Annotated in this window: 17 protein-coding genes; 14 read left to right on the top strand and 3 right to left on the bottom strand. The window is 59.0% G+C overall.

What is annotated here, in order from left to right:
* Positions 1-65 precede the first annotated feature (65 nt).
* The 11 genes from rpoE to cysQ all read left to right on the top strand — a co-directional run bounded on the left by rpoE (position 66) and on the right by cysQ (position 9,744).
* Positions 66-647, top strand: coding sequence for an RNA polymerase sigma factor RpoE (gene rpoE, locus G5179_RS19190; RefSeq protein WP_005335411.1), 582 nt, complete (start codon positions 66-68; stop codon positions 645-647).
* Positions 648-669: 22 nt separating this feature from the next.
* Positions 670-1,272 carry an RseA family anti-sigma factor gene (locus G5179_RS19185; RefSeq protein WP_421258921.1) on the top strand — a complete coding sequence of 201 codons (603 nt, stop codon included), beginning with the start codon at positions 670-672 and terminating at the stop codon, positions 1,270-1,272.
* Positions 1,273-1,293: 21 nt separating this feature from the next.
* Positions 1,294-2,274: a MucB/RseB C-terminal domain-containing protein gene (locus G5179_RS19180; protein WP_216980206.1), complete on the top strand. Its 981-nt coding sequence runs from the start codon at positions 1,294-1,296 to the stop codon at positions 2,272-2,274.
* Positions 2,275-2,374: 100 nt separating this feature from the next.
* Positions 2,375-2,836 (top strand): SoxR reducing system RseC family protein, encoded by a 462-nt coding sequence (locus G5179_RS19175; protein WP_040068038.1) that lies wholly within the window; start codon positions 2,375-2,377, stop codon positions 2,834-2,836.
* 116 nt (positions 2,837-2,952) lie between these two features.
* The gene (gene lepA / locus G5179_RS19170; protein WP_005335396.1) at positions 2,953-4,746 is read left to right on the top strand and encodes a translation elongation factor 4; all 1,794 of its coding nucleotides are present in this window, start codon (positions 2,953-2,955) and stop codon (positions 4,744-4,746) included.
* Positions 4,747-4,749: 3 nt separating this feature from the next.
* Positions 4,750-5,673, top strand: coding sequence for a signal peptidase I (lepB, locus tag G5179_RS19165; protein ID WP_005335395.1), 924 nt, complete (start codon positions 4,750-4,752; stop codon positions 5,671-5,673).
* The gene (gene rnc, locus G5179_RS19160; protein WP_005335394.1) at positions 5,674-6,345 is read left to right on the top strand and encodes a ribonuclease III; all 672 of its coding nucleotides are present in this window, start codon (positions 5,674-5,676) and stop codon (positions 6,343-6,345) included.
* Positions 6,342-7,241: a GTPase Era gene (era, locus tag G5179_RS19155; RefSeq protein WP_005335393.1), complete on the top strand. Its 900-nt coding sequence runs from the start codon at positions 6,342-6,344 to the stop codon at positions 7,239-7,241. Before rnc ends, era begins: the two co-directional genes overlap by 4 nt.
* Entirely contained in the window at positions 7,242-7,952 is a 711-nt protein-coding gene (gene recO / locus G5179_RS19150; RefSeq protein WP_216950233.1) for a DNA repair protein RecO, read from the top strand. It abuts the gene before it with no gap.
* 84 nt (positions 7,953-8,036) lie between these two features.
* Entirely contained in the window at positions 8,037-8,774 is a 738-nt protein-coding gene (pdxJ, locus tag G5179_RS19145; protein WP_421203775.1) for a pyridoxine 5'-phosphate synthase, read from the top strand.
* Positions 8,775-8,976: 202 nt separating this feature from the next.
* Positions 8,977-9,744: a 3'(2'),5'-bisphosphate nucleotidase CysQ gene (gene cysQ / locus G5179_RS19140; RefSeq protein ID WP_421258920.1), complete on the top strand. Its 768-nt coding sequence runs from the start codon at positions 8,977-8,979 to the stop codon at positions 9,742-9,744.
* An 87-nt stretch (positions 9,745-9,831) separates the two neighbouring features.
* Here cysQ and G5179_RS19135 read toward each other — a convergent pair whose 3' ends face one another.
* The 3 genes from G5179_RS19135 to G5179_RS19125 form a co-directional block, all read right to left on the bottom strand.
* Complete coding sequence (locus tag G5179_RS19135; RefSeq protein WP_005354350.1) at positions 9,832-10,128, bottom strand: YciI family protein; 297 nt, start codon at positions 10,126-10,128, stop codon at positions 9,832-9,834.
* Between the two features lie 24 nt (positions 10,129-10,152).
* A complete protein-coding gene (locus G5179_RS19130) occupies positions 10,153-10,716 on the bottom strand; it encodes a septation protein A (protein ID WP_216952963.1) in 564 nt (187 codons plus the stop codon).
* 90 nt (positions 10,717-10,806) lie between these two features.
* On the bottom strand, positions 10,807-12,330 hold the full coding sequence (locus G5179_RS19125; protein ID WP_216952964.1) for an aminotransferase class V-fold PLP-dependent enzyme: 1,524 nt from the start codon (positions 12,328-12,330) through the stop codon (positions 10,807-10,809).
* Between the two features lie 175 nt (positions 12,331-12,505).
* Between G5179_RS19125 and trhA the strand changes: the two genes are divergently transcribed.
* From trhA to G5179_RS19110, 3 genes are all read left to right on the top strand, one after another.
* Positions 12,506-13,141 (top strand): PAQR family membrane homeostasis protein TrhA, encoded by a 636-nt coding sequence (trhA, locus tag G5179_RS19120; protein ID WP_158111314.1) that lies wholly within the window; start codon positions 12,506-12,508, stop codon positions 13,139-13,141.
* Positions 13,142-13,268: 127 nt separating this feature from the next.
* Entirely contained in the window at positions 13,269-14,930 is a 1,662-nt protein-coding gene (locus tag G5179_RS19115; protein WP_216952965.1) for a putative transporter, read from the top strand.
* A gap of 229 nt (positions 14,931-15,159) precedes the next feature.
* Positions 15,160-16,754 (top strand): retention module-containing protein (locus G5179_RS19110; RefSeq protein ID WP_421258919.1); only part of this gene is annotated, 1,595 nt, incomplete at its 3' end.

The raw sequence follows: 16,754 nt of genomic DNA, 5'->3' as shown, positions 1-16,754 counted from the left end.
AACTTGTGCGCTTAGGAAGGGCCGGAAAAGAAAAACGATAACCTGATGGGGGTTTTACGGCTCTGATGAGCGACCAGAATCTACTGGACGAACAGCTGGTTGAACGGGTCCAGCGCGGCGATAAAGCAGCTTTCAACCTGTTGGTAAAAAAATACCAGCATAAGGTGGTCAACCTGGTTGCCAGGTATGTCAACAATCCCGGTGATGTGCCCGATGTGGCGCAAGAGGCCTTTATAAAAGCCTACCGTGCATTGCCGACATTCCGTGGCGAAAGTGCTTTTTACACCTGGTTGTACCGAATTGCCGTGAACACGGCGAAGAATTATCTCACCTCCCAGGGGCGCAGGCCGCCCAGCAGTGATGTGGAGGCTGACGAAGCGGAGTCTTATGGTGGTGGTGAAGCCTTGCAAGAGGTCTCAACCCCCGAAAACCTGGCGCTGACTGACGAGATCAAACGTACCGTGTTTTCAGCCATAGAGGCATTGCCGGAAGACCTGAGGACAGCTATCACCCTTCGCGAACTGGAAGGGCTGAGCTACGAAGAGATTGCCGAAATCATGGATTGCCCTGTGGGTACGGTCAGATCCCGTATCTTCCGGGCGAGGGAAGCAATCGATAAAAAGCTGCAACCTCTGATCGAGAATTAACTGGGGAAAGACGGGTTAACTTATGGCAAATAAAGAGCAAATCTCTGCCCTGATGGATGGTGACCTGAGTGACGCAGAGGTACTGAACGAGCTGGAGATGGACTCCGACTTGCAAGATACCTGGGGTCGTTACCACCTGATCGGCGATGCCATGCGGGGTGACCTGCCGGTCAATCTGCAACTGGATCTCAGTGACAGCATCATGGCTGCGCTGGAGGATGAGCCCACCATACTGGCACCCAAGCCGGTCGAGACGGCTCCCGTGCTGCAACCAGCCGTTGCGCCGGTCAAGACTGATTCCAATGTGGTTCCGTTGTTCCGCCGTGTCGGTCAGCAACTGGGTCAATATGCCATTGCGGCATCTGTGGCCGCTGCCGTTATCTTCGGGGTGCAGCAGTATCAGGGGCAGGATGGCGTTCCGGCCAATCCGGTGCTCAATACCATTCCAATCGGTGGCAGTGCGGCGCCTGTGAGTGTTCACTATCCGCAACAGGATGGTGCCCGTGCCCGTCAGCAAGGTCTGACCGAACAGCAGATGCAGGAACAGCGGGAGCGGATCAACGCCTTCCTGCGTGACCACCAGTTGCAACAACGCCTGTTGCAAGACAGGCAGAACCAACAATAACGAGTCGTCAGGGATATCAACGTGCGCCAGTACAGCCGTATTTTACTGGCCTCTCTCCTGCTGATCAGTGCCAAGGCCTCGGCCGACGATAAGTCGGCCGAGGCCTTGTTGCAGCAGATGCAGAGTGCCGTGCAGCAACAGAACTTCGAATTGTCCATGGTCAAGGCCCGTCAGGGACGTCTTGAACCGATCCGCATCAGCCATGCCGTGATCGATGGCAAGGAGGTAGCCCATCTCAGCTATCTCGATGGCAAGGCGATCGAGTATCTCCAGCGTCAGAACGAGTACACCTTCTTTGAAAACAGCCATGATCCCTACACCCTGAAGGATGCCCGCTTTCCCGGTATCTGGTCGACCCTGGTGAAGATGCCGTTGGCACAGGTGCTGGAGAGTTATGATCCTGTGCTTGCTGGCCGTAGCCGGGTGGCCGGCGAGGTCGCTCAAGTCGTCAGGTTGGTTCCCAAGGAAGCTGACAAATATGGCTTTGTGCTCTGGATTGACGAACGTAGTCACCTGTTGCTGCGAGTCGACATGGTGGAGCGGGAGGGCAATCTGGTGGAGCAGATGCTGGGGGTGGATCTGCAATTGCAACAAAAACCGTCCCCATGGCTGGTAAAGCTGGCCAACAGCAAGCAGCCCTCGGCGCTGGCGCTGGAGGATGCCTATCCTGCACCGCAACAGCAGTTGAACTGGCAGATCACCTGGTTGCCCGATGGCTTCAAGGTGCTGTCGCAAGACCGGCACCAGCTGGTGACCACCAGTGTACCGGTGGATTACATGATGCTCTCCGATGGCCTGGTGGATCTCTCGGTCTACGTCTCTCGGGTCGATCCCAAGCAGGCGGTGCGCCAGCAGCTGATCCGCCAGGGGGCGACCTCGCTGGTGAGCTACGTCAACGAGGTGGGGGTCGAGATCACCGTGGTTGGGGAAGTGCCTGCCGAGACAGCCAAACGCATCGCCGAGTCGGTGCAGCCGCTGGCTCGCAACGAAGCGGTGCAGTGAGTCCATGTTCTGGGTTCACAGTAGTGTGCGGCTTGCCGTTGGCTGTGAGTCGTGTTCAGATCCTGCCATTGCATGAGCACGAGGTGTTGCCGTGAACGAGATGAGTGAAGAGCTGGCGACCGTGGTGGCCATTGAGGGTGACCATGCCTGGGTGGAGTGCGAGCGTCGCTCCGCCTGCAGTGGTTGTCAGCAGCAATCCAACTGCGGTACCGGCACCGTGGCCAAGGCGTTTCCCCTGAAAGCTCCCCGCTTGCGGGTCAGGCTGACCGCCGAGGTGCGGGTTGGCCAGCAAGTGAGGCTCGGTATCCCGCAGGAGAGTCTGCTGCGCGGGGCGGCGCTGGTCTATGTGCTGCCGCTTTTCTGTCTGTTGGCCGGCGCCTTGCTGGGGCAGCTCTGGCTGGCGCCGCTGCTCTCGGGCGGGGAGGGGATTACCATTCTCTGCTGCCTGCTGGGGGGCGTGCTGGGCTTTTTACTGGTTCGTTACTTTTCCAACCGCCTGGATCAGGGGCGCTACGGCCCGCAGATGCTCGGCGTCGTGGTCCCTGTCCGCATCCTCCCCTGACTGAACAGGCGCTATTTCACTGGCGCTGGCGACTAAAGAATGGCCGTCAGCCGGGTTATCCAGTAAAATCGCGCCTCCATAACTGACCTTAACTAATTTTGAGTGACTCTTGCTCGATGAAACACATTCGTAACTTTTCGATTATTGCGCACATCGACCACGGTAAATCGACCCTGTCGGACCGTCTGATCCAGACTTGCGGTGGCTTGTCCGACCGCGAGATGCAGGCTCAGGTGCTTGACTCCATGGATCTGGAGCGCGAGCGCGGCATTACCATCAAAGCACAGAGTGTGACCCTGAACTACCAGGCACAAGACGGTAACACCTACCAGCTGAACTTTATCGACACCCCAGGCCACGTGGATTTCTCCTACGAGGTCTCCCGCTCTTTGGCGGCCTGTGAAGGGGCGCTGCTGGTGGTGGATGCCGGCCAGGGGGTTGAGGCACAGACTCTGGCAAACTGCTATACCGCCATGGAAATGGATTTGGAAGTGGTGCCGGTGCTGAACAAGATTGACCTGCCGGCCGCAGAACCCGAGCGGGTTGCCGAGGAGATCGAAGACATCGTCGGTATCGACGCGGTCGATGCGGTGCGCTGCTCCGCCAAGACGGGTCTGGGTGTTGATCTGGTGCTGGAAGAGATCGTCGCCAAGATCCCGGCGCCGGAAGGTGACCCGGATGCCCCGCTGCAGGCGCTGATCATCGACTCCTGGTTCGACTCCTATCTGGGCGTTGTCTCTCTGGTGCGGATCAAGAACGGTTCCCTGAAGAAGAACGACAAGATCAAGGTGATGAGCACCGGTCAGGTGTGGGGTGTCGATCGTATCGGTATCTTCACGCCCAAGCAGGTGGATACCCAGGGTCTGGGTTGCGGTGAGGTAGGTTGGGTTGTCTGCGGTATCAAGGACATCCACGGCGCGCCGGTGGGCGATACCCTGACTCAGGCCAAGAACGGTGCCGACAAGGCGCTGGCCGGCTTCAAGAAGGTGAAGCCGCAGGTTTATGCGGGTCTGTTCCCCATCTCCAGCGATGACTACGAGTCGTTCCGTGACGCCCTCGACAAGCTCTCCCTGAACGATGCCTCCCTGTTCTTCGAACCAGAGAGCTCCACTGCGCTGGGCTTCGGCTTCCGTTGTGGCTTCCTCGGCATGCTGCACATGGAGATCATTCAGGAGCGTCTGGAGCGTGAATACGATCTGGATCTGATCACCACGGCGCCGACCGTAGTGTACGAGATCGAGCTGACCGACGGCTCCACCATCCACATCGACAGCCCGGCCCAGATGCCTGCCATCACCAGCATCAAGGAGATGCGCGAGCCGATCGCCGAGTGTCATATCCTGCTGCCGCAGGAGTACATGGGCAACGTGATCACCCTCTGTATCGAGAAGCGTGGCGTACAGACCAACATGGTCTACCACGGCAAGCAGGTGGCACTGACCTATGAAATCCCGATGGCGGAAGTGGTGCTCGACTTCTTCGACCGTCTGAAATCCACCAGTCGTGGTTACGCCTCGCTGGACTATGGCTTCAAGCGTTTCGAAACCTCCGACATGGTCCGTCTGGACATCATGATCAACGGTGAGCGGGTTGATGCCCTGGCCATCATCACCCACAAGGACAACGCCCAGTATCGCGGTCGTCAGGTGGTGGAGAAGATGCGCGAGCTGATCCCGCGCCAGATGTTCGATATCGCCATTCAGGCGGCCATCGGCAACCAGATCATCGCACGCAGCACCGTCAAGGCACTGCGTAAAGACGTAACCGCCAAGTGTTACGGTGGTGACGTGAGTCGTAAGAAGAAACTGCTGAACAAGCAGAAAGAAGGTAAGAAGCGGATGAAGTCCCTCGGCCGTGTCGACGTGCCGCAGGAAGCCTTCCTCGCGATTCTCCACGTCGGAAAGGATTAATAGATGGCAAGCACGTTTTCCCTGATCCTGGTGGTGGTCTGCGCGATCACCGGTGTTATCTGGTGTCTGGACAAGATGATTTGGTCCAAGCAGCGCGCCGCCAAGATTGCCGTGGCTCGTGCCCATGGCGGTGCCCACCTGGATGAGAAGACCCTGGCCAAGGTCGCCCCCGTGCCGGTCTGGATTGAGCAGACCGCCGGGGTGTTCCCGGTCATCACCTTTGTGCTGATCCTGCGTTCGTTCATTTTTGAACCGTTCCAGATCCCGTCAGGTTCCATGATGCCCACCCTGCTGGTGGGCGACTTCATCCTGGTGGAAAAATTTGCCTATGGTCTGCGGGACCCGGTGACCAACACCAAGTTCCTCGAGACTGGCGAGCCCAAGCGTGGCGACGTGGTGGTGTTCAAGTATCCCCTTGAACCGCGCGTTGACTACATCAAGCGGGTGGTCGGCATGCCGGGTGATCGGGTCATCTATCGCAACAAGGAGCTGATGATCCGGCCCAAGTGCGAAGAGCAGGAAGGGAAAACGTGCCCGGGCTTCAAGAAGCTCGACGTCAAGTTTGAACAAAGAGGCGAATTTACCCAGATGGGGATCCCCCTTGATCGCTATACCGAGCAGTTGGGCGATGTCTCCCACGAGACCCTGCGCAATCCGCTGATGCCCGACATGGTTGGCCGTTACTATCGCCAGCCCGGCACCTACCCCGACGAATGGGTGGTACCGGAAGGCCAGTATTTCGTGATGGGCGACAACCGCGACAACAGCACCGACAGCCGCTTCTGGGGCTTTGTGCCCGAGCAGAATCTGGTCGGCAAGGCGGTCGCTATCTGGATAAGTTTTGAATTCGAGCGCGAAGAAGGCTCCCTGCTGCCAAGTTGGGTACCGACAGGTGTGCGCTTCAACCGCATTGGCGGAATCAAGTAAATGAATATCAAGATGAACAGACTGCAGTCCCGTCTCGGGCATGTCTTTGCGGATCTGGAACTGCTGACCCGGGCGCTGACTCACCGCAGCGCCGGCTCTCGTCACAATGAACGACTGGAATTTCTGGGTGACTCGATTTTGAGTCTGGTGATTGCCGACGATCTGTTCCACCGCTTCCCGCAAGCGGCGGAAGGGGATCTCAGCCGGATGCGCGCCACCCTGGTGCGCGAGAAGACCCTGGCCGAACTGGGCCGGGAGTTTGACCTCGGGGATCACCTGATCCTGGGGCCCGGCGAACTCAAGAGCGGCGGTTTTCGCCGCGAATCCATTCTGGCCGACACGGTCGAGGCGGTGATCGGTGCCGTCTATCTGGATACCAATCTTGAGACGGTGCGGACACTGCTGCTGAGCTGGTACGCCAGCCGCCTGGAAGAGATCAAGCCTGGCATCGAGCAGAAAGATCCCAAGACCCGTCTGCAAGAAATTTTGCAGGGAAGCCGCAAATCCCTGCCGACCTACACAGTGACCAACGTCAAGGGCGAGGCCCACAACCAGGAGTTCACCGTCCAGTGTGACGTGGAAGGTCTGGATGGTCCCCTCGTCGGGGTCGGCACCAGCCGTCGCAAGGCCGAACAGGCCGCGGCGCAGCAAGCATTGGAAAAACTGTCATGACAGATACCACCTATTGCGGCTTTGTCGCCATCGTGGGCCGCCCCAACGTGGGCAAGTCCACCCTGCTCAACAAGCTGCTTGGCCAGAAGGTCAGCATCACCTCGAAGAAGCCCCAGACCACCCGTCACCGGATTTTGGGGATCGACACCGAGGATAACTACCAGACCATTTATGTAGATACCCCGGGTCTGCACATTGAAGAGAAACGGGCCATCAACCGCCTGATGAACCGTGCCGCCACCAGTTCGCTGGGTGATGTGGCCATGGTGGTGTTCATGGTCGACGGTACCCACTGGACCAAAGACGACGAGATGGTGTTGGGCAAGTTGCGCAATCTCAAGTGCCCTGTGGTGCTGGCGGTCAACAAGATCGACAACGTCAAGGAGAAAGAAGATCTGCTGCCCCACCTCGAGTGGCTGGGACAACAGATGAACTTCGCCCATATTCTGCCCATCAGTGCCGAAAAGGGCACCAACGTGGAGAAGATCCGCGAGTGGGCCAAGGATCTGCTGCCGGAAAACGTCCACTTCTTCCCGGAAGATTACGTGACCGACCGCTCCTCCCGCTTTATGGCCTCCGAAATCATCCGCGAGAAGCTGATGCGCTTCACCGGTGAGGAGCTGCCCTACTCGGTGACGGTGGAGATAGAGCGCTTCAAGGTGGAAGAGAACGGCCTCTACCATATCCACGGCCTGATCCTGGTCGAGCGCGATGGCCAGAAGAAGATGGTCATCGGCAACAAGGGCGAGAAGATCAAGACCATCGGCACCGAGGCGCGCCTCGACATGGAACGTCTGTTCCAGAACAAGGTGCACCTCGAGCTGTGGGTCAAGGTCAAGTCGGGCTGGGCTGATGATGAGCGCGCCCTGCGTAGCCTCGGGTATGGCGACGACTGATTGCTGACCCCGGCTTTCGTCATCCACAGTCGGCCCTATCGGGAGACCAGCCAGCTGGTCGAGGTCTTCACCCAGGATAGTGGCCGATTTACCCTGGTGGCTCGCGGTTCTCGCGGGCCACGCTCCCCTCTCAAGGGGCTGTTGCAGCCCTTTACCCTGCTCACCATCGCCTGGCGAGGCAAGGGGGATCTCAAGAATCTCACCCAGGTCGAATGCCCGGATCACTCCCTGCGACTCGGCGGTGATCGCCTCTTCTACGGCCTCTATCTCAACGAGCTGGTTTACTACCTGCTGGAAGCGCACACCCCGTTCCCCGAAGTATTCGATGCCTATGCCCGTGCCATCATGGCGCTGGCCGATGGCGAGACGCCGGAGCTGCCGCTGCGTCGCTTCGAGTTCCTGCTGTTGCAGGCGCTCGGGTATGCTGTGGATTTCGAATACACGGCGGACGACGAGTCGCCCATCGAGCCGAACTTGCTCTATGGCTTCGAGCGTGAATTGGGCTTTGTTGCTTGCGAGCGGGCGCCGGATCCCCGTACCCTGTTTCTCGGTGCCCACCTGCTCGCCTTTGCCGAGGGACGTTTCGATACACCTCCCTTGCTGCAGGCGGCCAAACGTTTCAGCCGATTGGCACTGCAACCCTATCTGGGCAAGCGCCAGCTAAAGAGCCGGGAGCTGTTTTTAAAACGCAAAGCCAGTATGCAAGGCTGACACAGATTACAGACATACGGATATTGGCGCGGTGTGATTCGCTGACCGCGCAGTCAACAGATGAAGCCTTTCAAGGAGTTCTCAATGAGTGAAATCTATCTGGGTGTGAACATCGACCATATCGCCACCCTGCGCAACGCCCGTGGCACCCAGTATCCTGATCCGGTACAGGCCGCCTTCGTGGCCGAGCAGGCCGGGGCCGATGGCATTACCGTGCATCTGCGTGAAGATCGCCGCCACATCACCGACCGCGATGTGGAGATCCTGCGCCAGACTATCCAGACCAGAATGAACCTGGAGATGGCAGTGACCGAAGAGATGATCGGCATCGCCTGCCGCATCAAGCCCCACTTCGTCTGTCTGGTGCCGGAGAAGCGCACCGAAGTGACCACCGAGGGCGGTCTGGACGTGGCCGGTCAGCGGGACAAGGTGACTGACGCTGTTGCCCGTCTCTCCGCGGTGGGGGCCCAGGTTTCCCTCTTTATCGACGCCGATCCCATCCAGATTGATGCGGCTGCCGAGAGTGGCGCCCCTTTTATCGAGATCCACACCGGTCGCTATGCCGATGCCACCACAGATGCCGAGCGCAACGCCGAGTTCAAGCGTATCGCCGCCGGCGCCTCCTATGCCGTTGGCAAGGGGCTCAAGGTCAATGCCGGCCACGGCCTGCACTACCACAACGTCAAGGCCATCGCCGCCATCCCCGAGCTCTATGAGCTCAACATCGGCCACGCCATCATCGGCCGCGCCGCCTTCGATGGTCTGGCCAAAGCCGTGAGCGACATGCGCCTGCTGATGCAGGAAGCCCGTCAGGGGATCTGAGTTGCAAAATAGGCCCGCGGCCTGAGACCGGCCGCTAGAAATAACAAGGGACGCCACGGCGTCCCTTGTTATTTTTGGCCCTGTTCGAGCGAGGGCAATGCGCTGGTGGCCTCCGAGCTGTAATAACCCAGCACAATCGGCTATAAGCAGTTGATGTCAAAAGGGTTACACTGGTTGACCCTGTGAGCTGGACGAGAATGTTATGGATCATCCCTTGTACCACCCCGATATCACCGAACTTGAACCTGTCGCCCGCGCGGCGGGGGCGGCCATCATGGCGATCTACAGCGAGCCTTTTGCGGTGGAGTACAAGAGCGACGAGAGCCCGCTTACCGCTGCCGACAAGGGGGCTCATGAGGTGATCGTTCAGGCGTTGGCACGGCTGACACCCGACATCCCTCTATTGTCCGAGGAGTCGGGGCCCGAGGTGATGGCGGCGCGCCACGGTTGGTCCCGCTACTGGCTGGTGGATCCCCTCGACGGCACCAAGGAGTTTGTCTCCCGCAACGGCGAGTTCACCGTCAATATCGCGCTGATTGAAGGGGGGGCGCCGCGCTGGGGGCTGGTCTATGCCCCAGTGCTGGACAAGCTCTGGTATGGCGGAAAGGGGCTCGGTGCCTGGCGCATCGCCGATGGTAAGCGCGAGCCTATCCAGACCCGGCCTCATCGTGAAGGCGAGGCGTGGCGAGTGGTGGGCAGTCGCAACCACCTGTCGCAGGAGACCCTCGATTTCTTGGCTCCTTTTGGCGAGATCGAACTGGTCTCGATGGGCAGCTCCCTCAAGTTCTGCATCATTGCCGAGGGGGGCGCCGAGCTCTATCCGCGCCTTGCTCCTACTTGCGAGTGGGATACCGGTGCGGCGCAGGCGGTGCTGGAGGGGGGGGGCGGCAGCGTCACCCGACTCGATGGCTCACCCCTTGCCTACAACAAGCCCGATATCCTCAATCCCTGGTTTGTCGCCAGAGCGTGACCTTGTTGGTGCGCTGAGCATCGCGCAATAAAAAGAGGCCGGAGCGGGTTGTACATCCGTTCCTGCCTCTTTGTATTTGACGCAGTTTTAAAAGACTTTCTTGAACGGCTTGATGGTCACTTTGGCATAGACGCCAGCTGCCACATAGGGATCGGCATCGGCCCAGGCCTGGGCGTCCGCTTGCGAGGCAAACTCGGCGATGACAGTGCTGCCGGTAAAGCCTGCATCGGCCGGATCCTCGGCATCGATGGCCGGGTTTGGACCTGCGGTCAGCAGCCGACCTTCATCCTGCAGGGCTTGCAGGCGAGCCAGATGGGCAGGGCGAACTTGCTTGCGCAGTGGCAGGCTATCGGGGACATCTTCGGAGTAGATGAGATACCACATGAGACAATCCTTTTCTGATGAGGGTTACTTTTTGAGTTCGTCTTTTTGCTGGGACAACTGCTCGGCAGGGATGTGGCGGTAGAGGTAGACGCCGCTCAGCAGGGTAAAGACCAGCGTCATCCCCAGCAGGCCGAACACCTTGAAGTTGACCCACATCTCTTGCGGCATGTTGAATGCCACATAGAGGTTGAGCAGGCCACAGACGGTAAAGAAGCCGACCCAGCCGAGATTGACCTTGTCCCAGACTGCATCGGGTGCCTGCAGTTCCTTGGCCAACATCTGTTTGATCAGATTCTTGCCAAAGCCGTAGCGGCTGATGAGCAGACCCAGTGCGAACAGCACGTTGATGACAGTCACTTTCCACTTGATGAAGGTGTCATCGTGGAAGAAGACGGTGAGGCCGCCGAAGAAGCCGACCAGCAGGAAGGTAAAGAGCTGCATCTTCTCGACTTTGCGATAGCGGATCCAGCTATAGGCGAGCTGCAGACCGGTGACCACCACCAGTGCGCCGGTAGCCATGTAGATGTCGTAGAACTTGTAGACCGCGAAGAAAACGATAAGTGGAATAAATTCAATAAATTGCTTCATGTCTGGCGCCTAGTCCTCAAAGATGGCCTGCAAATTTCGCCCAGTCTACCTGCATGGCGGACAACGGCAAATGAATAAGACCGCTCATTTTTACGCCGGTTCCGTGCCGTCGCCAAACAGTTGGCGTGCAATGGATATCCCCAGTCGCTGCTGATCGGCCAGCAGGTCGCGGATATGGCGCTCTTCAATCAGAGGGTTGAGCAGCACGGCGCGCAGCAGGGTGAGCGGTTGGGCACCGTAGCGTACCACCGCTCGTTGGGTGCGGGAGACAAAGCTGTGCCCCTCGGCCCGCTGGGCTTTTTGCAGGGACACGTTGAAGTCGTTGATCTGCGCATTGGCCGTCTCATCCAGCACCTTGCCCTGCAGATGGGGCGGGATGCAGCGATAGGAGAGCAGGTTCATCACCGGAGCAGACATCAACTCGAAGGCGGGGTCGCTTTCGATGAGCTCGGCCATCAGTCTGGCTCGGTCGTAGTTGGCTTCGATAAGCTCGGCATAGCCTTGCTGGCCGAAGAGCTGGAAGGCGGCATCCAGATAGAGGGCGTTGGCCGGGCGGGTGCCCTCCAGGGTAAAGCGACCCTGATCGAACGAGGTGGCGCGAATGGCATAGGGCGCCTCCCGCTTGACCGCCATCATCAGGTCGGGCTGGCGGCAGAGCAGCATGCCGGTACCGAGCGGCACCAGAAGTTGCTTGTGACCATCCAGGGTGACGGTGTCGGCCTGCTCTATTCCGGCTAGCAGACCTTGATAGCGGGGGGAGAAGAGGGTCGGGCCACCCCAGGCAGCATCCACGTGGAAGTGGATCTGCTCTCGTTCGGCAATGGCCGCCAGCTCAGGCAGGGGATCGATGGAGCCAAAGTCGGTACTGCCTGCCACGCCGACCAATGCCAGTACTTTCAATTTCTGCTCTTTGCACTGGATCAGCGCCTGTTCCAGCGCAGCCAGACTGAGCCGGTTCTGCTCGTCGGTCTCGAGGCGCCAGACGCTGCGGGCGCCCAGTCCCAGCAGATCCATCCCCTTGTCGAAGGAGTAGTGCATCAGCCGGGAGCCCAGAATGACTGCACCGCGATAGCCTTGCTCATAGAGCGCGAACAGGTTGTCGCCGCAGGCGCGGTTGCGGGCCAGCCAGAGAGCTGTGACGTTGGCGATGGTGCCGCCGCTGGTCATGACGCCGAGGGCGGCATCCTTGGCATGCATCTGCTCGCCGTAGAAGGCATCGTCCCTGCCATAGATGAGGCGGTGCAGCTTGGCCAGCACCTCCCGCTCCAGAAAGCTGAGCAGGCGGGAGGACTCCATCTTCATCGGATTCTGGTTGAGCATCACCAGCAGGCGCGACAGCTCGGCGGTATAGGCCGGCAGGGGCGCCGTCATGTGGCCCATGTAGCGTGGCGAGGTGAGGTGCGAGGCGCCGGGTACCAGAGTAGCCAGCCGCGCCAGATACTCCTCGATAGGTTGGCCGACTGCAGGCATGCGGGATTGATCGAGCTGGTGGGTGAACAGGTCGCGCTGATAGGGGGCCTGACTGTCGTCGGAGTGGTGGAAGCTCTCCAGCAAGGTGTTCATCGCCTCGCCAAAGGCGGGATCCGCTTGTGCAAACAACTCAGTCAACTTCATCAGGTTCTCCAGACCAGGTCACCGGGTTAGGTGTCTATGCCGCTTGTCTCGGGCATCGGCGGCAGAGCATACACCAAAGGGGGGCGGGTGACAGCCACCCCATTTTTTAAGCGAACACTTGTACTCCGAAATGGTGCTGGGTAGAGTGAGCCACAGTTATTGTGGAGTCGATGTTATGAGTGGTGTGATGGATTACTCCCCCCGGGAGGAGCTGGCAAACCGGCTGAGTCACGGTGCGGGATTGTTGCTGGGGATTGTCGGGCTGGTGCTGTTGCTCATCAAGGGATGGGGACAGGGTACGCAGGCGCTGGTGAGCTACAGCCTCTATGGCGGCAGTTTGGTATTGCTCTATCTCGCCTCGACCCTCTATCACAGCATGGCTGAAGGGCGTGCCAGACGCTGGTGCAAGGTGTTTGATCACTGTGCCATCTATCTGCTGATTGCCGGCACCTATACCCCCTTTCTGCTGGTGGCGCTCGATACGCCGTTGGCGAAGGGGTTGATGGTGGTGATCTGGGCCCTGGCGCTGGCCGGGGTGGTGTTCAAGCTGGTGTTTATCAACCGCTTCAAGAAGTTGTCGCTCTTTACCTACCTGATGTTGGGCTGGCTGTCGCTGGTGGTCATCTACCAGCTCTATATCCATCTGGCCGGTGAGGGGTTGTTGCTGCTCGGGCTTGGCGGCCTTATCTACAGCCTCGGGGTCATCTTCTATGTGGCCAAGCAGCTCCCCTATAACCACGCCATCTGGCATCTCTTTGTGCTGGGTGGCAGCGTTTGTCACTTTATGGCCATTTACGGCTACGTCGCCTAACGTCTTGTAACTAGCCCTTAATTGGTATTTTTGGCGCGTAAAAGGATAAATTCGTGCGGTATCACACAGTTGGCATCAGCGTTTGCTGACAAGCTAGGGCCAGTTCAATTCGCAAAGGATGCACGAAATGAGTGAAATCGCGCTTTCCATCAGCATGTTGTCGCTGGTGGCAGTGCTGGGACTCTGGCTGGGAAACTGGCGAGTCTATGGCGTTGGGTTAGGGATCGGTGGGGTGCTGTTCGGCGGCATCATAGTGGGTCACTTTGCCGGGGTGTCAGAGCTGGCGCTCGATGAGCAAACACTCCATTTTATTCAAGAGTTTGGCCTGATCCTGTTTGTCTATACCATCGGCATTCAGGTCGGCCCCGGTTTTTTCTCGTCATTGCGCAGCTCCGGACTCAAGCTCAATGCCTTTGCTGCTTTGCTGGTTATCCTGGGGTGCATCGTTGCGGCGGCACTTCATCAACTGTTTGATGTGCCGCTACCGGTGATCCTCGGGGTCTTCTCCGGTGCCGTGACCAATACCCCATCTCTTGGTGCGGGTCAGCAGATCCTGGCGGAGCTGGGAGCTCCCCATGGTTCAACCGGGCTGATGGGGATGGGATACGCAGTGGCCTATCCATTCGGCATCTGCGGCATTTTGCTCACCATGTGGCTGGTCAGGGTCTTCTTTCGCATCAAGATCGACGATGAAGCCGCCCAGTTCGAGTTGCAGACAGGTAAAACCAAGGAGAGCTTGCAGACCATCAACATCGCGGTACGCAACCCCAACATGCATGGCTTGATGCTGAGCGAGATCCCGAGTCTCGACGAGTCTGATGTCATCTGCTCACGCCTCAAGCGTGGCGACGAGCTGATGGTGCCGCGCCCTGATTCCCGTATCGAGCTGGGCGACCTGCTGCACCTAGTTGGTGAGCGCCATGCACTGCACAAGGTGTTGCTGGTGCTGGGTGAAGAGGTCGACACTTCCCTATCGACTCGCGGTACCGACCTGAGGGTGGAGCGGGTCGTGGTGACCAACGAGCAGGTGCTGGGCAAGAAGATCCGCGATCTTGACATCAAACAGCGCTATGACGTGGTGATCTCGCGCCTCAACCGGGCCGGTATCGAGCTGGTACCGACCAGCCAGACCAGTCTGCAGTTTGGTGACATCCTCAACCTGGTAGGTCGTCTCGATGCCATCGAGGCCGTGACCAATGTGGTCGGCAACGTGCAGCAAAAACTGCAACAGGTGCAGATGTTGCCGGTATTTATCGGGATTGGCCTCGGCGTATTGCTCGGCTCCATCCCCTTCTACCTGCCCGGATTCCCGGCCGCTCTCAAATTGGGTCTGGCGGGGGGGCCGCTGGTGGTGGCGCTGATCCTGTCGCGGATCGGCAGCATCGGCAAGCTCTACTGGTTCATGCCCCCCAGCGCCAACCTGGCGCTGCGGGAGATCGGGATCGTGCTGTTTCTGGCGGTGGTTGGCTTCAAGTCAGGGGCCGGCTTTGTTGATACCCTGATCAACGGTGATGGCCCCTCCTGGATGCTATATGGGGCAGCGATTACCCTGATCCCCTTGCTGGTGGTCGGGGTGCTGGCGCGTCTCTATGGCAAGATGAACTATCTCACCCTCTGTGGCTTGCTGGCTGGCTCCATGACGGATCCTCCCGCATTGGCCTTTGCCAACGCCATGCACCCGACCAGTGGTGCCAGTGCGCTCTCCTATGCCACTGTCTACCCGCTGGTGATGTTCTTGCGGATCATCTCGCCGCAACTGCTGGCCATCATCCTCTGGGCCGGTGCATAGGGTTAATTCTGACAGGAGCATGCCTTGTCATGCTCCTGTCATGATAATGTAATGTATTGATAATTTTAGTTTTTATTTTTCGGTAATCCCCTCGTCACCCTTCTGTCTGGCTGAACGGTCCAGCCTCAAATCAGTCTATTCTTTCGAATTTTCGAACTGGTTATTTGCTCTCTCTCTGTGCAGAGTAGGCTGTGGCTTTTTGCATGCAAATCAGGATTCAGGAGAGAACATGATTACCAATTCCGTTACTCTGGAACAGGGCGTAACCGTCACCCAGCTCAAAGGTCAAGTTTATCAGGTGGCTGCAGATGGTAGCCGCAAGTTGCTGGTGGAAGGGGATGTGCTGCCGAAAGGGGCGGTGATCATGTCGCCGGATGGCGCCAGTTTCATGGGCGGCGGACAGTCTTTCAATGTGCAACCTGCCAGCGAGCAGAGTGAGCCTGCCGAAGAGGAAGCTGCTCCCCAGCTGGCGCAAAACAGTGCCGCAGGCACACCCGATGATATCAGTGCCCTGCAAGAAGCCATTTTGGGTGGCGCTGACCCGACCCAGGCCTTTGAAGCCTCCGCCGCAGGTGGTGCACCTGCTGCCGGTGTTGGTGGTGTCGCCGGAGCCAGTGGCAACGGCGGTTTTGTCACCATCGACCGTACCGGTTCCGCAACCATTGCTGAAGCCACCTTCGATACCACCTACAACACCAATGGCGAGCCACCGCTGGATGCTGCAGGAGAAGATGAGGTATTTGACCTTACGCCTCCAACCATCTCCGTGGTAGCGCCAGACAATACCAATGACACCACTCCGACCCTGACCGGAACCACGGATGCGCCTGCTGGCAGCACGGTGACCCTGGTGGTGACCGATGCCAACGGCAATCAGCAGACCCTGACCACTATTGTCACACCTAATGGCACCTTCACCGTGGATGTCGCCACACCGCTGGCCGAAGGGGGCTATCAGGTGACGGCTTCCGTGACCGATCCGGCCGGCAACACCGGCACCGCGACCGATGATGGCAGTGTGGATGTAACCGCTCCAGTGATTACTGTTGATGCACCTGACAATACCAATGACACCACCCCGACCATCACGGGTACTACGGATGCACCTGCTGGCAGCACGGTCACTCTGGTCGTGACCGATGCCAATGGTAACCAGCAAAAATTGACCGCCACGGTACAACCTGGTGGCAGCTACAGCGTAGATGTCACTACTCCGCTGGCCGAAGGCAGCTATGAGGTGACGGCCAGCATCACCGATCCGGCTGGCAACACAGGTACCTCTACCGACGATGGCAGTGTTGATAGCAAGGCCCCTGACCTGGCCATCACCCTGGATGCCGACATCACCGCCGACGACGTCATCAACGCCGCCGAAGCGGGTCAGCAGATCCCGGTCAGCGGCACCGTGAGCGGCGAGTTCAAGGCAGGGGACACCGTCACCCTGACCGTCAACGGCAAACCGTTCACCGGTCCGGTGGATGCCGATGGCCGCTTCACCATCTTGGTGGCGGGCAGCGACCTGGCGGCAGATGGCGACCGCACCATCGATGCCAGCGTGACCAGCACCGACGTGGCGGGCAACAGCGCCACCGCGACCGACAGCGAAGGTTATGAAGTGGATACTGACCTGCCGAGCATCGACCTGGCGGCGATTGGCGATGGCAACCTGTCGGTGGCGGAAGCCAAGGCGGTCGAGCTCAAGGGCACGACCAGCAACGTGGAAGATGGCCAGAAGGTCACCCTGACCGTGACCGACGTGAACGGCAAGTCGGTGACCTTCGAGGCGACCGTGAGCGGCGGCAAGTTCAGCACCACCGTAGACCT

Origin of the sequence: Aeromonas sp. 600886 (genome assembly GCF_049174935.1) — a bacterium.
Classification (GTDB): domain Bacteria; phylum Pseudomonadota; class Gammaproteobacteria; order Enterobacterales; family Aeromonadaceae; genus Aeromonas; species Aeromonas veronii_A.
This window is presented reverse-complemented; position numbering and strand designations above follow the sequence as displayed.

Coding starts and splice junctions, on each gene's coding strand:
- rpoE (WP_005335411.1), top strand. CDS start 66: ATGAGCGACCAGAATCTACTGGACGAACAGCTGGTTGAACGGGTCCAG.
- G5179_RS19185 (WP_421258921.1), top strand. CDS start 670: ATGGCAAATAAAGAGCAAATCTCTGCCCTGATGGATGGTGACCTGAGT.
- G5179_RS19175 (WP_040068038.1), top strand. CDS start 2,375: ATGAGTGAAGAGCTGGCGACCGTGGTGGCCATTGAGGGTGACCATGCC.
- lepA (WP_005335396.1), top strand. CDS start 2,953: ATGAAACACATTCGTAACTTTTCGATTATTGCGCACATCGACCACGGT.
- lepB (WP_005335395.1), top strand. CDS start 4,750: ATGGCAAGCACGTTTTCCCTGATCCTGGTGGTGGTCTGCGCGATCACC.
- rnc (WP_005335394.1), top strand. CDS start 5,674: ATGAATATCAAGATGAACAGACTGCAGTCCCGTCTCGGGCATGTCTTT.
- era (WP_005335393.1), top strand. CDS start 6,342: ATGACAGATACCACCTATTGCGGCTTTGTCGCCATCGTGGGCCGCCCC.
- pdxJ (WP_421203775.1), top strand. CDS start 8,037: ATGAGTGAAATCTATCTGGGTGTGAACATCGACCATATCGCCACCCTG.
- cysQ (WP_421258920.1), top strand. CDS start 8,977: ATGGATCATCCCTTGTACCACCCCGATATCACCGAACTTGAACCTGTC.
- G5179_RS19135 (WP_005354350.1), bottom strand. CDS start 10,128: ATGTGGTATCTCATCTACTCCGAAGATGTCCCCGATAGCCTGCCACTG.
- G5179_RS19130 (WP_216952963.1), bottom strand. CDS start 10,716: ATGAAGCAATTTATTGAATTTATTCCACTTATCGTTTTCTTCGCGGTC.
- G5179_RS19125 (WP_216952964.1), bottom strand. CDS start 12,330: ATGAAGTTGACTGAGTTGTTTGCACAAGCGGATCCCGCCTTTGGCGAG.
- trhA (WP_158111314.1), top strand. CDS start 12,506: ATGAGTGGTGTGATGGATTACTCCCCCCGGGAGGAGCTGGCAAACCGG.
- G5179_RS19115 (WP_216952965.1), top strand. CDS start 13,269: ATGAGTGAAATCGCGCTTTCCATCAGCATGTTGTCGCTGGTGGCAGTG.